The sequence below is a fragment of the Flavobacterium sp. T12S277 genome, assembly GCF_048514875.1.
Taxonomy (GTDB): domain Bacteria; phylum Bacteroidota; class Bacteroidia; order Flavobacteriales; family Flavobacteriaceae; genus Flavobacterium.
In genome coordinates this window covers 14,588-30,032 of sequence record NZ_JBLYEG010000022.1, presented here as the reverse complement: position 1 = coordinate 30,032, position 15,445 = coordinate 14,588, and the positions used below count along the sequence as shown (strand labels likewise).

Sequence of the window (15,445 nt, the reverse complement as noted above, 5' to 3'; positions counted from 1 at the left end):
TCGTTAATTTATAATAGAAGTTTTTTTGGTATGTAATAGTATTTTAGCTGTGCTTCGTCATCAAAAACCTCAAAAGCATTGTTGCGCAGCATTTTTTCTAAAACCTCAACCTTCGCATTTAATGTGATAAAAAGTGCCCGAAATTCATTCCGCTTTTTCTTAAACTTTCTAATATCCTTGATTCTAATTTCATGCAATTGCGAACTATTTACAAACACTCTCGTTTTGTAATAAAGCAGATCCGCAAGGGAACTTCTGGCTCTTAAAGGCTCTGTTTGTCTAATGTTTTGAGCAAACGTTTTACATTTGTCCTTAAAGTTCAAAATCTCTACTTTGTCAATATTCTGATTGGTGTACTCTTTACTGATTAACTCTCTGTAGTTTTCAATAAGCAATTTGATTTCTGCCTCCGTAAATAAAAGATGCACGCTACTTTCTAAACTTTCAGTCAGTGTGTCTTTTGCTGTTATGGCAAAGGATTCACTTTTATAATTTTTCGGTATATCGGTGTCGACACTATCTTTATGCGGAAAGTTTTCAAGAAGACTGTTTATGGTTTCACTTGGCTGACTTCTCAAAAAACTAAATTCATTTTTATACTGCGTGAGTGATTTTAGTAGTCGGTTATTTGTTTTTATGGTCTTACTGATCACACTGTCAATCGCTTTATTAATGGTTTCAGGAGTAAGCCCTCCATTTAGTTTCGGAAAAACAATCCCTCCATTAAAATTACTCTTTAAAGGAGCATCGTAGATGTAATCATTATCGTATTCACCAGTATACACAAACTCATCGTTCTTGGTGATCAATTTTGGATCTACGTAATAATTTTGAATGTTCTTTTTATTGGCATTACTGGCATCACTCAAATGCATTTTGCTTTGCAGAATAAAATCCTGATTGTCTCCATTGTTCTCATTCCCAAAAAGAATAAACAATAACTTACCATTATTTTTAGCTAACTGAGTAAAACTATCGTTGAGTACCGAATTTACAGAACCGTCCAGACCTGCCAGAATGAAGAAGTTATTCTCAAAATTCACATCTGAATCGAGGAACTGACTGATCGCCGTATTGTTGTTAGGCAAAATATTTTCTGCCGGAACCTCTTCGGGTGTTTTGATGCTTTTTTCAATTAAATCAAACCACTTTGAAAAAGAGGTTGATTTTTTCAGATAATAACTCTTCGATCTTCCTTTAGCAATAAAGGAGTACGTGAAATTATAGTTTGCATACAAATCACTGCTGATCGTTAATTTAATATTTTGCAGTGCGGAAAGCGTTTTCTTTAAATGCGTTTTGGTTCCATTGTTATTCTCAAAAACGTAAAAGAAGTTAATATTTTTGCTTTGCAAAGCAATTTGTTCAATCGTTTTGATCGAAATATCATCTCCTTTTAAATTGGTGATTTTGTTTTTATCATGATTCCATATGTTGGCCGGCAATAAAATTTTACTGGCATTGTCAAACTGAACCGGTATGCTGGTTTGATTTTCGTTTACAAAAAAAGTGTTCTTATACAATTCACTCGCGTGAAAGTTAATTTTTCCGGACGAAAACTTTAACGTATCGGTAGGTTTCAGTTTTACTACCATGTTATCTTCAAGAGGATTCAGATATTGCAAAGGAACCCAGCCGTATTTAAGATTAGTCGTGTCTTTTGGCATCACATCATCAAAGTTGGATACAAAAGCCGAATTGATTGTTTTATCTATCTTATAGACATATACAAAATCATTTAGTTTTATACTTTTCTTTGATACCGCTTCTAAATTGGGATCGCTTTTCAGTAAAAGGGTGCTCTTTTTAACGTTTATTTTACTCGAAAATAAGTTGTCTAAGGTATTGCAGGCCACAAAATACTTTACATATTTTAAATTGACCTGATTTTGCATTGCCCTGCTGTATTCAATCACATTGTCCTTTTTTATCCAGCCCAGATACTGAACTTCCTTTGCATTAGAAAAGTGATTTGTTTTACTTCGAAAGACCGAAAATGTCCCTTTGGGTTTACCAATCAGCTTTTTATCAGCAACCACCACTTCGTAATAATTTTTATCCTGATTGATTACATACATCGGCGACAAAATATTCACCTTGTTTTTTACCTTGGCCCCATAAGGTTCTTCATAGATTTTATTTTCATTTCTATCTGAAAGCACTAATTTAAGCTGTGATTTTTCGTCTTCTTTTTGCCTTTCATTGTCGTACGTATTCACAATTTTTTCTGTTTTCTTGAGAACACTTGTACTATTACTAACCTGCGAAAAAATTGGACTTATAACCAACAAGATCATCAAAGAAGTATATCGAAGTAAAATACTAATTTTCATCTGTTGCTTTATTTTTTTTGGTTTTTTGGGTAATATTGATCTGCTTAAAGCATTTGATTGTATCTAGTTTTACTTCCTGAATGATAGTAGATTTTCCGTCTAAATAATGCAGTCCCTGACAATAACTCAAAAAGTCATTGTATTTTTCTTCATTAACCACCACTACTACATCTGACAAATTATTACAGATGTACTTGTTTTTCAGATAATTGACCTGCTCTTTGTAGGTTCTTGTATCCCTTGCTCCCAGATTGGCAATAATTTGCAGTCGTTTTTTAATATCATTTATGACAATGCCTGCCGAATCAATTTTTTCCGGTTCTTTAAAGGGTTCGTACAATGGGTAAATTTCAATCTCTTTTCTTACCGGATATCCCGTTTTATCTGTCTCCAATTTTACGGTGTAAACACCCGGTTTGGTGAAAATGTAAATAGCCTGTTTTTCATAAGAATCGATAGTCCCCGTTTCGCCAAAATCCCAATACCAGTTGCTCGAACTTGGCGAGTATCCGGTAAATACAATTTCTTCGCCCACATAACCAAAATCCGGGGCAAATATTTTTGAAATAGAGTCTCTTGCAGTCAAAGCTCTTCCGTTAACGATGTTGATTTGCTTCGAAAAATCAAACTTATTGTCAATTTTTAGCGTTACCAGATATTTACCTGCTTTTTCATAGGTATAATTTACACTTCCTTTGCTCACAATTGAATCACCGTTTCCAAAATACCAGACCGCTTTTTTATCTTCTATTAAAGTGCTGTCGTTTATTTTAAAATTCAACTCCTCATCTAATTCGTACTGATGATTATCATTCTCATCTAATATCGAAAAATCAAGATTATTTAATCTTTTATTGTACGGAAATAGCAATGCCACGATCACTAAAATTACCGCAAGGCAGAACAAAAGGATAACTACTGTTTTATTTTTAATGTTCATTTTTAAAATTCGCTTTACATTCGTTTAGACTTCTTTGAACAAGAGTATCATTTTTCCTGACCGTACTTTCTTCCAGATTGATCTCTAAAAAAACATTTAACAGGTTCCCGCCAATCACACAAAAATTGTACGACGAATGAAATTCATTATCCTTATACAATTGTTTGTATTCGGATATGTTTCTTTTTACTTCATCTATTCGCTGTACCTGATTAATATCGTATTTGATCGTATCAATGGTTTTGAAAATCAGTTTTGATTTATTAGCATAATCTACTTTAATCTCCTGCATCTTTTCATAGTCATTAATTCTGTTGAGCATATCCGTATTATTAAAATTTGGAGTTTTTAATAAAAATTTGGTAACACCAATGTATATTACACAAGCACTTATAATAAATAACAAATTGAATTTTAGCTTTTTCCAATATGTTTCATCAAATTCTATTGCCTTTTTCATGATTATAGGATTATTTCTTTTTATTTTCCTGGTTGTGTTTTTCGATACAATTTTTAAGCTGATTTTTGTTAATCCCGTAACCTGTCTCGGCTTCTTTCAAAACATCAATTTTAGTCTGTATTCGTTGCAGCTCAACCAAAAACTCTTCGTATAACCCAAAAGAATTTGTCAGATTCGTTTTTGATTTTCGAATTTCATTATTGATCGCGAATCTTTTTTCATTGATTAAAGACTGAAGATTCTTGCGTTCGTTTAAGGTTCTGTCTTTAAATCTCAGGTCGTTAATCTCGATTAGGATTTCGTCAAACAGCAGGTTCATTTCTCCCTGTTTTACCGCAATATCATTATAGTACTTATGCTTTTGCTCCAATTCGGCAACACCTTTATTGGCGGTAGTTAACGTAATATACAGACAACCAAAAATAAAAGCAAACGTGATAAAAAACATGCTATAGAACTTACGCTTTTTAGCCTTTATTTTAATGTGATTAAGTGGTTCCATTGTTTTGTTTTTAATCTAGTATTGACCATGTATTGCTTTTTGGTGCAGAAACTTTGGTTTCTTCACTAATAACAATATTTTCTTTTCTGATTCCGATATATTCTAACTCGCTTAATTTTTGCCATAAGCGTTTTAAAATCCCTAAAAACTGGTTTAGTTTTTCGAGCGTTTGTGCGATATCATTATGGTCGTAAACCGCATTTTTCGCTTCAAACAATACTGTTAGCAATTCTGATGGTTTAACATCAATCCACTCGTAGTAATATTGTAACAAAACCTCTTTCTCTTTATCATCCATTAAGGTCAGAGCCGAAAGAAGGTGATTGGCCAACACGATTATTTTGTCAAACATATAAACCGGAGACTCTTCAGAAGCAATGTTTTTAAGGTAAAAACAGTTCTCCGCATAATAGTTCAATATCTTGTTACACAAACTAAATGTGTTAGACACTAGTTTGTTATTGATTGCGCTTTGGGCATTCTTTTTATGAATCTTTATTGAAAAGTCATTTAACTGATACAATTCCGTATTCACTTTCGTCAGAAACTGGTTTAAAATCTCGCTGTTTTTGGTTTTTACTACAGGAGCGATGTACTTTCCGTCTTCGATAAAAGTTCCGTTCTGGAAGGCTATTTTCTTAACAATTATAAAGTAGCCCGACAAAAAGTTATCGTTTACTTCTTTTTTATTGACAATGTGCAATTTTATATCGGGAAGCACATGGGGATGGTGCAACGGAATGCTCTCAGGATCCGGAATACCTACAGGAATTAAATCATAAGGATTTATAGAAACAATAACATAATATTGCTCAAAAGAATTGCGATCTAAATCATTTGCATTAATACTTACCTCGGGAAGTTTAGTACCATAAATATCCTGATTAAAAGAAATGATGTGCCCGTTCTTAGCAATTAATTCGCATTTTTTTAAATAGGCAACTAATTGACCACCTTCAATTTTTATTTCAATCTCAATAGATTTATTACCTGCTGGCTGGATACAGCCATAATTGAAATTGTTTAACTGAACTTTATTATAATCGCTTACAATTGTTATAAAGTTGAAATAATTATTGATAAAATGGTCTTTGGTTAGTTTTACACCATCTGTCCAGTTAATGGGTAAATGTATGTTTGATTTCATAATTCGAAGTTGTTTTATGGTGGTATTCGTTAGTTTTTTTTTATTTCCATTTCTTTTAAATCCATCTGGTTTCAAAAGAAGTCAAAGTTTTAATTATTCTTCTAGTTCATCCTGCTGCCTGTTTAAAGCAACTCTTTTAGCAAAAATGATTTGTTTGTTTTTCAATTTACTCTGAGAGATGGTCTGATACGGACTCAGATTTCTGATAAACAAGGGAAATCTAAAATATTTTGCCGTATAAAAAATCCAGCCGGTATCTTCGTTCTCAGCACTGGATTCGATAGCATCGTTTGGAAATCTATAATTTTGGTCTTCAATAAATTTATCAAACCAGCTGCCCAGATTGACATCCTGAGCAATTTTTACATCAAATTTTGAAAAGAATTCAGAGTCTATTTTCTTCTTAATATTAATAGAAACCTGCATCAGACGGAATTTGTCAATATTGTCCCAATAGTCAAAATCCTTGCGCTCTTTACCCACTCTCCAGTATTCATAAAAAGGCTCAGGAATCTGCAAATATTTTTTCTTTGATTCCTCAAAAAAGATTGGCGCATATAACCACAGTATGTTAAGCATACTGATGTGCGCATAACTTGATATGGCAATATAATTAAAGACGAGGTAGTAGATCCAGGAAGAAAGAATGGCTACAATTAAAAAAAGAAAAAGTTTTGCGGGAGCACTATTTTGTATTCCGATCTTCTGAAATAAAGCCGTTTTCATGAAATACAATAAGACAACTCCAAGCAGTAAGTAGTAAAAGATTGAAAAAAATAAGCCAAACCAAATGAACTCGTTGTTAAAGAAAGCAAACAAACAGGGTAAAGCCGCGATAAGTGAAAAGCATAAAACAAATACGATCGCTGATTTTGTTTTTATTTTTATGCTTGCAAATTGATTCATTACAAGCGTAATAATTAAAATTAAAAACGGTGCCAGGAGGTATTTCAGAAAAAAGGGCAATATTGTATTCATAATTGAAGTGGTATTATTATGATGCTTTAAAAAATTATAAAATGGTATTTATGCCTAAATAGTTTTCGTTTAATTTTATTCCCAATTGATAGTTGTTAAAAAAAACAATGTCAACTCTCCGGTTACTGATAATAAAATACTCGAGTACTTTCCGGGTAAGAGTCATCTTCCGCTCGAGTATCGAATAGTCGATATTTCCCTCAAAATATAGTGTTACCTCAACATTATCAACTTCGCTTTCTACAGCTCCGCAAAGGCCCAAATTAAAGCCGAGTAAACCATCGCTTAATTTTAAAAATGGAGATTCTGTAAAAACATGTTTTTTGTATTTTAGTTTTACCGTGTCACCCAGCAACATTTCCAACACTTTTTCCAATTCAGGAAGGTTCTCTTTTAATTTTTCAGCCTCACATAAATAGATGAATAGATTTTTCTTTTGTGTATTAGACAGATCAAAATCAATTGCAATTAACTCATCTACGATCCTTAGAAACAAATCAATCTTATCGCTAAACAAGTGAAGGCTTCTTACGGCAAAATTTGAACTTGCCGAAAAAATCTCATTGTCAAAAGGCATAAAGAAATCAAGCGCGTTCTTTTCTGCTTTTTTATTTTCCTTTACCGCTTCTACAATCTCTTTGTTGGACATGGTAGAATTACTAACCGATAACGGATGAAACAGTAATTCGGGTAAATTATGGTAAATGCTATTTTTAGCCAAATGCAATAACAGCGCTTCCTTTGTATATTTTGAATCTTCCTGATACAACATTGAAGAAAGATCAATAGCATCTCTGGAATTGTTTCTTTTAGAAAGGCCTTTGTGTCTGACAAAAACTTCAGTTTCATTTTTTAAAAGGTTCTGCAATTCATAAAAAAGAATTTCGCCCTTTAGATTAAAATTAAGCTGTTGCTTTAAAACTGCAATATCCTGCTCCATAGCTTATTTTTTTTCCCAGATAAATTCATCCTCTTTGATATCCAGCATTATACTTTCATTCTCCAGAATCGCCTCTGAAATGATTAATTTTGAAATCGTCTTCTTCAGATAAGTTCTTACGATTCCGGCAATAGGCCTGGCTCCGTATTTTTTAGAAAAGCCTTTATTGGTCAAATATTCCAAAGCAGCCTCCGATATATCGAACGAAATATTCTTTATACTTTTTAATTGCTCCTGCAAACGGCTCAAATGCAGTCTGAAAATAGCTTTGGCAATTTCGATATTGATTGGAGCAAACGGAACCACTTCAGTTAAACGTCCCAAAAATTCGGGTCTGAAGTGCTCGCTCATAATTTCAATTAACTGATTGGAGGTAGGTAAATGACCATTTTCGATTTGTTCCTGTATCCATTGGCTACCAATATTTGAGGTAAAAATGATGATGGCATTCGAAAAATCTCCTTCTCGTCCTAATTTATCATGCACTTTTCCTTCGTCCATAATTTGCAAAAACACATCGTAAACGGAACTGTGTGCCTTTTCTATCTCATCAAAAAGGACTACCGAATAAGGCTTTTGTCTAATTTTATTCACCAGCATCCCTCCTTCTTCGTAACCTACGTATCCCGGAGGTGCACCATACAATAACGCAGCGGAATGCTCTTCTTTAAATTCCGACATGTCAAATCGGATCATGGCATTTTCATCATCGAATAATAATTCCGCCAGTGTTTTGGTTAATTCAGTCTTACCGGTTCCTGTTGGCCCAAGAAAAAAGAAGGATCCAATAGGTTGTTTTGGATTACTCAAACCACTTCGGGATTCAATAATAGCCTCCGACAAGGTTTTTATCGCATGTGCCTGTCCTTTTACCCTTTCCTGCAGTTTGTCTTCAATAGTCAAAAGTTTTTCTTTTTCTCCGGCACTTATTTTCCCTAAAGGAATTCCGGTTGCATTTGAAACAACTGCCAAAAGCTCCGATTTTGTAACAGTGGTCACTTTTTCTTTGGCCAGATTTTCAATATCGGTAGATAATTGTTCTATCGCTTCAAAAGTGACAGCTTCATTTTTAGAATTATTCGAATTTTCGACTACACTAACTTTACTGGTTACGATGCAGCTTATGCGGTTGTAAATCTCTTTTTTCAGCAAACTCATCCTTGATTCGTCGGCAGGATCAGACTCTTTTATCTGCTCTTTTATTTTTACAATCTCGACTAAGGAGTTGGCATTTGATACGATAACTGATGAAGCAGTACGATCTAATAAATCGATCGCTCCGTAGGGTAATTTTTTTTCTTTATAAAATCTTTTTGATAAATGAATGGCTTCTTGAATGACTTCGTCCTGAATCGCTACTTTATAATGCTTTTCTAATTTGGCTTTGTACAGACTCAAACATTCAAGTAATAAAGAATAGTCTAATTCTTCAATAAAAATGTTTTCAAACTTTCCGTTAATCGTCGTTCCTTCAATTGATTTACGATAAGAATCGGAGTCAATTGAAGCAATAATATTAATAGTACCCTCAGTCAATTGGGTGTTGATGATATTGATTACGGCATTTGATTTTGAATTGGACGAATTCAATAAAACCTGTATATCATCAATAAAAAGGATGCTTTTCGAGTTTCTGGCTAGTTTTTCAAAGATTTCAATCAGTTTCTTCGAAATCTCATTTTCACCACTACAATTGGCTACCAGTTTGGCTACATTTAAAGACAACACCAGAGTTTCTTCAAAAAAATCAGGATCTGTTTCGTGCAACGAGGAAATTAGATTTTTTATAATACTCGTTTTTCCAATACCCGATTCTCCAATTAATAAAATACCGTGATTTTCGTATCGCTCGATATTTTCAAGGATCAGCCTTACCTCTTTATTTCTGCCAATAACACTGCTGCCCTCTTCAATTATATTTTTTTTGTATAAGGTATCGCAATAGTTAATATTGACCGTTTCTTCTTCATCATTAGTATCTGCGAGATTAAAACTTTTTTGATTGTTGCGGAGTCCAAAATGTTTAAGCAGTTCTTTATCGCTTAAGTTCAACCCGTCAATTTGTTTATCGCTATACACCAAACCAGGTTTGATAATGGCAATAAAAACGGAAAATGCATCAATAGAATCTGATCCCAGTCTAATTTTATTAAAATTTGATTCTGTAAAAACATGTTCTACTTCAGTATCCGCTGTGATTGTATTGTCATTGTTTTGAGCAGAAGTATACACTTCCTTCCTTACATCAAACCATTCTTTGATATACTCAATGTCTTTTGATAATGTTCTTAAAACTTCGACTAATCCGGTTGGTTCAAATAATAGCGCATAGGCTAAATGAGCAACACCGTAAGTACTGTGTCCATCCTGAATTGCTAACGATTTGGCAGATTTAATGGCAGATAATAAGCTTGGACTGTAATCTAGTTCATTCATAGGTTTAGTTAATTGTAATTTGAAATGGAATGTTCATAACAGACTGTTTTTCTAAGGTCTCTTTTAAAAACAACCCAATTTTCTGCTTGTTTTCGATCTGCATAGCATACTTATCCTGTAAAACAACTTCTATATCAATAGTTCTGAATAAGCCTTTTTTTCTTTGATCGCTAATACCAACTCCATCTTTAATAAATACCTCTTTGGTGATATTTCTTAAATGGTAGTGTACTGCCGATTTTATGTCTTGTTTGGTTACTAATCTTTCTTTAGACAGAAAGCCGTATCTCAAATTGATTAGTTTTTCTGCTTTGTTGTTTCTGTAAATTCCTCCAACCGAACTTGTTTCAAAAACAGTAGCATCCTGAACCAATTCAGACAAAGCGGTTTGTTTTAAAATAGTTCCTTTTTTTAAGTTGTTGGCCAACTGCCCATTTGAAGTCCAGTACGAGCAATACAGAATTTTAGATTTATCGGTTTCGTGAATCAAAGCATATACTTCCTCTTCGCTAACCTTGTTGTAACTGCTATTAATTTTGCTTTCAATTGAATTAATTTCCTCATTAATTCGGGTCATCGTAGCATCAATATAATCGGCATTAATATTCGAGAAAGAACTAATATCTTCTCTAAGTGCCCGGGCTAATTTTTTAAGGAAAAACTTTGCGGTTCGTGAATCATAATTCTCCAATCCGCCATAAAAAATAGTGAATACATTAGAACTAAGATGATTCGGTTGTTTTATACCGTTGGTGAATTCAACATTTTTTTCGTTAAAAATTCTGGCCACATCCAAAAAATGGGTATTACTCTCGGCTTTCATTGCAAAAAGTCGTCCCTCTAGCTTGGCATTGTGTACTCTGTTGTTTAACTTTCGATTGATAACCGGAAAAGTATTTATTTTGATCTGAATTTTATCCAGCTCTGCTTTAGAGAAAATTTCAGGAAATATAAATTCCAGCCAAATTAGTCCTGTATTCTTTTTACCCGACTTCAGGCTTTCTTTTTCAATTTTAAACTTATCTACTATCGATTCGTAGACCAAATTTTCGGGGTTCAGCTTTAATCTGTAAATAAAGTTTTTATAGAATGATTTTATCGTTTCTGTATAATGTTTGTTGTCCTGAACTTCATCAAAAGTTTCTCTTTCAATTTCAAGAGTATTTCCTAAAGTGTCCTTTACTACGATAAATTGCAGAAAAGAATCTAAAGACGAATCTTCCGTTATAAAAGTAAATTTCAGTGAATTAAGTTTCTCCAGATTCTCTTTGGAAGCATCCAGTCCAATCCAAATACGATGATCTGAAATTCTGTGCGGCGCAGGTAAATGCTTCACATGTTTTGAAGAGTCAATTAAAAAAGAGTCGTGCAATTGAAAGCTAATTTCGCCTTCAATGACACTTTCGTTTGCAAATGGAGTAAAATGAATATCAGCATCGACACTGGTTACCATATTCGATTTTACAACAAATTCGGTATCGTCGTTTAAGAGGACAATACCATTAGTGACACTTGTACTGGCCAGAGTATGTGCAGGCATCGGCAGATTCCACTGACTTGGTACAATCTCCTGAGCAATGCGCTCAATAATTTTGTTGTCGGATTCAACTCCTTCGTGATGCAGGTAATAAAGTTCATGGACAAAAACGTCTAACAACATCATTACCAGAGGATCTGCCATGTTGATGTCCTCAATACCCCAGATTTCTAAACACTTTTTCTGTATTCTATTTTTTATTTCAACAAACTTAACGTCTTTCATATTGTGGTATTATTGAGAAATTGGGCTGATATTCAATTTAGTATGAAAATTAAACGGAACTAAGCTTTCTATAATCGAACCTTTTACAACTATATTCGCTTTTCTCCTGATGCTTGAGGCTAACTCCTTATCATCAATCTCATCTAAAGAAATCGTAATTTCACTTAGCAATAGTCTTTTTTCAAATTCGGTAATCGATTCCTGCAATGATTTTCGTACCAAATCTTCCCAATCTCTTTTTTTTATATGTTGATTAAATTCTAAATCCCAAATAATAGTCCCGTATCCCGGCGTCTCTGGTATCTCTCCAAAAGAGGTCGTAATGATCATCATAATGTTGTACGCAATTGATTCTTCAATCTTACAAAAATTTTCTTGAGAGCCTCTTAATAACGACTTAAAATTAACGGGATATTTCAGATATTTCATTTTTTAACACAAATTTAATTGAATTATGATAATTTTATAACATTACAAAAACCCCGGCAGGATACGACAAAAATCCAAATAAAATACTTACAAATCAATAATAATTTAAAGTTTTTTTTTACTAGTTTTACACACTTAACTAATAATCCTATTAAATTATGAGCATGTTCAATTATGGTATTGGTGGCAATGAAGTAAAGATTGACGCCAATGAATCTATTTTAGAAATTCCTTCAAACAGAACATTACTAATTCAAAAACTTACAAATGAGCAACCGGTTGGACCGGAAGCTGTGTATGATTTGCAGACGGTAGAAGCTGTTTTTGAAAAGTACAAACCGAGTGTAGATTTTGAATTTTCTACGGAAGAAGGTTCAGATTTAAATGAATCCATGGTATTTCAAAACCTGGGAGATTTTGGAGCCAAATCGATTAAAGAGAATAGTCCTTTTTTAAATAAACTAAATACCGAAAAAGAACAGGCTTATAAAATTGTACGCCAACTTTCGAGCAACAGAGGTTTAATAAAAGCTATTCAGGACCCAGCTGTTAAAGAGGCTATAATCGAATTACTTGAAAACGCGAAGAACGAAATTAACACCAACAAACAATAAATATGGCAACTCAAACCAAAGAACAAAAAAGTCATGGTTCTTCAGTAGAACAATTGGTTCAGGAACAAGGCAGTAAAATAAATTTATTAAATGAATACGGCGGTTTTGCCTTTTTAGAAAACGTAATTGACGGATTATCAAATCTAAACCCTACCAGAAAAGCCAGAAAAAATATTTTTCTTAACGATGCACAATGGGAAAGTGAGAGAACAACTCTTACCAACAGACTGGATTTGTGGCTGGATTTGCTAAAAAGCAATCAATCAGTAGAATCTATGATCGAAGTAGCTAATGCTAAAGCGACATCAGCAGATTCAACTTTAAACAAAAATTTAAAATACGCTTTAAATGTTTCAAGAGAATTAGAAACATCTTATAGAAGTGTTGCTTTATTTTATAAAAATGCAGAAAGTGACAAAATCAAAAATGTTACGATCGTTAATGCAGACATCTCTCAATTAAAAGATCTTGACAATAGTTTGTTTATTGATTATGTTTCAAACGAATTAAAACAAAATTTTGACAGATTAGACTTGAGAAAAAACTACTCTATCCTTTCAGTACCAGGTTATTTAGGTTCAAATGCAGTATTAGACAAATGGTCTAAAATCGCACACGAGAACAAGACAGTACTATTAACTGACTTCCAGGATCTTGAAACACCGGATGATGTTATCGATATTTTCTTTAATGCCAACCATACCGGAGGTGATGTATACAAATCAAATACGATCATGACTTGTAACTATTTGCTTGGAAGAAGTAAATATGATGAAGTTGGAGAAGAAGACAACTTATATGTACCGCCATCCACATCATTAGCAGGTAAAATCTACAAAACTTTAATGTCTCAGGTTGTTGCCGGTAAAAAGTTTGGAGGTTTGAATGAAGTAGAAAGCGTTCGTTTTGACTTGAAGAAAAGCGAAATCTCTGAAATTGAAAAAATGGGATTAGTTCCTATGGTAAATGAGTACAGCAAAATTATGGCTTTCTCTGCTAAAACTTTATTCAACGGAGATAACTTAGGTTTACAAACGTATTCAGTGGTTAGAGTATTTGACCACATTACAAAAGTACTTTTTGATTTCTTAAACAGAAGAGCCTTTGAAAACTGGACAACCAGAACTGAAGCTGACTTAAGAAGCCAAATCATTAAATTTTTAGATGGAATTAAAGGACCTGCTAATCTTATCGAGAAGTTTACGGTAATGAAAATTGAGCAGGATAAAACTCAAAAGGACAGAATTTTACTGGACATTCACATTACACCTTATTTCCCTGCTAAAAGCTTTGTAATTCAATTAGATGGACACAAAGGAGATGGTCCGGAAGAAGCAGTATGGCATAGCGATTACAAACAAGTTTAATCGCATCCTGAATTAGTATAAGCCTCAAAAAGTTTAAAATCTTTTTGAGGTTTTTTTTGGTCTCTTCTAAAAAATACTTTGGTGCATCAGTTTTAATTAAGCATCATTTAATTAACAATAAAAAAACAAACTATTAAAGACTAAAGTAATTTAAACATTGTTATCAGCGGATAAAATATCCCTAAGCGCATCTTTTGAATCAACTCTTAATACCATGTACTACATTAACCCAATTACTAATTAAAAAACGATAAATGATTTTAAAACAGTTTCCAATAAAAAAGAGGCTGTTTCAAATGATGAAACAGCCTCTGTTATTTTGTAAAGAGAGCCCTTAGTTAAATTCTAGTATAAATAGTTAAGAGCTGTAACATCGTTAGCATTGAAAGCTCCAGTTTCATTTGAACTGAAACATGCTCTCATGTAAGATGTTGAGTCATATCCTGTAGGTGTTCCCGGGATATGAATTGCTCCAACACCAGCTGCTCCTTCGTTTGAATTTTGACCACAGCTTTGACGGCTGAAGTAATCTGTATGGCGTAAACCAATACAGTGTCCAATTTCGTGTGCAGCTACGTGCGCATTTACATTAACTGAATAAGTATCTAATCCAGAATACAATGTAACAGAGTTAAAAGGATTCCCTCCTGAAGGGAAACCAGCTACTCCACCGGCACCTCCGGATTGTCTTCTTACTACAATGTTTGCACCTGTAGTACTTGAACTAAAAGTTAGTGTAAAGTTGATAGACAGTCCTAAGCTATTGTATCTGTTTACTGCCGCTTGCAATCCAGCACGCATATTTGTGCTTAAAGCTGTTGTTCCAGTCCCGGATAATCCAACAATTTTAATCGTTTTTGGAGTAGATACTAAATTAGTAGTGCGGTATTGTTCTGTGGTAATACCTCCATGAATATTCATTTTATTTAATTGTTCTTCCGTCATAATGATATCACCTTCAATAAGGAACGCATCCTCAGTGGTACCATCTAACTTCGTGTTTTTAATCACTTGAACATCCTTATTATTTAGCGCAAGTGCACTAATTTTATTCAACACCTCTTGTGTTACTTGAAGAGATCCGTCTTTTGGTTGATCAGCTTGATCATCTTTGTTACAAGACAACACCATTAGCGCCATAAATGACAAGGCTAAAATTGATTTCATTTTTTTCATAAACAGGTTTTTTTTGGTTGTTAAAAAAGTTTGGTAATGTGGGGATCTTTACAAAATATTAATACTATTTATCTCCAAACTTAAATATTTTTTATATTAAAATACTTATAAAACAGTAATTTAACAATTTTAACAGTTTTTGTTATGAAATTAATTTAAGAATTTTTAATCATAATTATCTGATTATTGCGCTGAGCCCAGCAAAACCAATAATTAAATACAAATCAGAATGTTATCTATAAAAATACGTTTTTAATATTCAATTTTAGGTTACTCTTGCTAAAATGTGAATTTGCAATTTTACACCACATTTAAAATAGAATATGGAAACTAAAATGAGAATAGTAGACGTAACCATTTT

The 15,445-nt window shown here is 33.2% G+C and carries 13 protein-coding genes; 2 read left to right on the top strand and 11 right to left on the bottom strand.

All coding sequences use genetic code 11. The features are described from left to right. Window positions 1–8: 8 nt before the first annotated feature. The 10 genes from tssR to ACN1CN_RS21315 all read right to left on the bottom strand — a co-directional run bounded on the left by tssR (window position 9) and on the right by ACN1CN_RS21315 (window position 11,927). Window positions 9–2,333: a type VI secretion system protein TssR domain-containing protein gene (gene tssR, locus ACN1CN_RS21360; RefSeq protein WP_419137510.1), complete on the bottom strand. Its 2,325-nt coding sequence runs from the start codon at window positions 2,331–2,333 to the stop codon at window positions 9–11. Beyond that, window positions 2,323–3,273 carry a PKD domain-containing protein gene (locus ACN1CN_RS21355; protein WP_264524459.1) on the bottom strand — a complete coding sequence of 317 codons (951 nt, stop codon included), beginning with the start codon at window positions 3,271–3,273 and terminating at the stop codon, window positions 2,323–2,325. The genes tssR and ACN1CN_RS21355 overlap by 11 nt, the downstream gene beginning before the upstream one ends. Next, window positions 3,263–3,733: a type VI secretion system transmembrane protein TssO gene (locus ACN1CN_RS21350; protein ID WP_264524460.1), complete on the bottom strand. Its 471-nt coding sequence runs from the start codon at window positions 3,731–3,733 to the stop codon at window positions 3,263–3,265. The genes ACN1CN_RS21355 and ACN1CN_RS21350 overlap by 11 nt, the downstream gene beginning before the upstream one ends. Window positions 3,734–3,743: 10 nt before the next feature. Continuing rightward, the gene (locus ACN1CN_RS21345; RefSeq protein WP_264524461.1) at window positions 3,744–4,235 is read right to left on the bottom strand and encodes a hypothetical protein; all 492 of its coding nucleotides are present in this window, start codon (window positions 4,233–4,235) and stop codon (window positions 3,744–3,746) included. Window positions 4,236–4,245: 10 nt separating this feature from the next. Next, window positions 4,246–5,382: a hypothetical protein gene (locus tag ACN1CN_RS21340; RefSeq protein WP_264524462.1), complete on the bottom strand. Its 1,137-nt coding sequence runs from the start codon at window positions 5,380–5,382 to the stop codon at window positions 4,246–4,248. Between the two features lie 93 nt (window positions 5,383–5,475). Continuing rightward, on the bottom strand, window positions 5,476–6,360 hold the full coding sequence (locus ACN1CN_RS21335; protein WP_419137507.1) for a TssN family type VI secretion system protein: 885 nt from the start codon (window positions 6,358–6,360) through the stop codon (window positions 5,476–5,478). A 34-nt stretch (window positions 6,361–6,394) separates the two neighbouring features. After that, a complete protein-coding gene (locus ACN1CN_RS21330; RefSeq protein ID WP_419137505.1) occupies window positions 6,395–7,300 on the bottom strand; it encodes a hypothetical protein in 906 nt (301 codons plus the stop codon). Between the two features lie 3 nt (window positions 7,301–7,303). Then, window positions 7,304–9,736: an AAA family ATPase gene (locus ACN1CN_RS21325; RefSeq protein WP_419137503.1), complete on the bottom strand. Its 2,433-nt coding sequence runs from the start codon at window positions 9,734–9,736 to the stop codon at window positions 7,304–7,306. Window positions 9,737–9,740: 4 nt separating this feature from the next. Further along, window positions 9,741–11,498: a hypothetical protein gene (locus ACN1CN_RS21320; protein WP_419137501.1), complete on the bottom strand. Its 1,758-nt coding sequence runs from the start codon at window positions 11,496–11,498 to the stop codon at window positions 9,741–9,743. A gap of 9 nt (window positions 11,499–11,507) precedes the next feature. Next, window positions 11,508–11,927, bottom strand: a complete 420-nt coding sequence (locus ACN1CN_RS21315; protein ID WP_264524467.1) for a GPW/gp25 family protein — start codon at window positions 11,925–11,927, stop codon at window positions 11,508–11,510. Between the two features lie 158 nt (window positions 11,928–12,085). On the opposite strand from ACN1CN_RS21315, the gene ACN1CN_RS21310 reads away from it, so the two are divergent. Continuing rightward, a complete protein-coding gene (locus ACN1CN_RS21310; protein WP_319800536.1) occupies window positions 12,086–12,541 on the top strand; it encodes a hypothetical protein in 456 nt (151 codons plus the stop codon). Between the two features lie 2 nt (window positions 12,542–12,543). Further along, the gene (locus tag ACN1CN_RS21305) at window positions 12,544–13,908 is read left to right on the top strand and encodes a DUF5458 family protein (protein ID WP_264524468.1); all 1,365 of its coding nucleotides are present in this window, start codon (window positions 12,544–12,546) and stop codon (window positions 13,906–13,908) included. Between the two features lie 345 nt (window positions 13,909–14,253). Here the strand turns inward: ACN1CN_RS21305 and ACN1CN_RS21300 are convergent, their stop codons facing one another. After that, a complete protein-coding gene (locus ACN1CN_RS21300; protein ID WP_291287100.1) occupies window positions 14,254–15,075 on the bottom strand; it encodes a M57 family metalloprotease in 822 nt (273 codons plus the stop codon). Window positions 15,076–15,445: the final 370 nt, after the last annotated feature.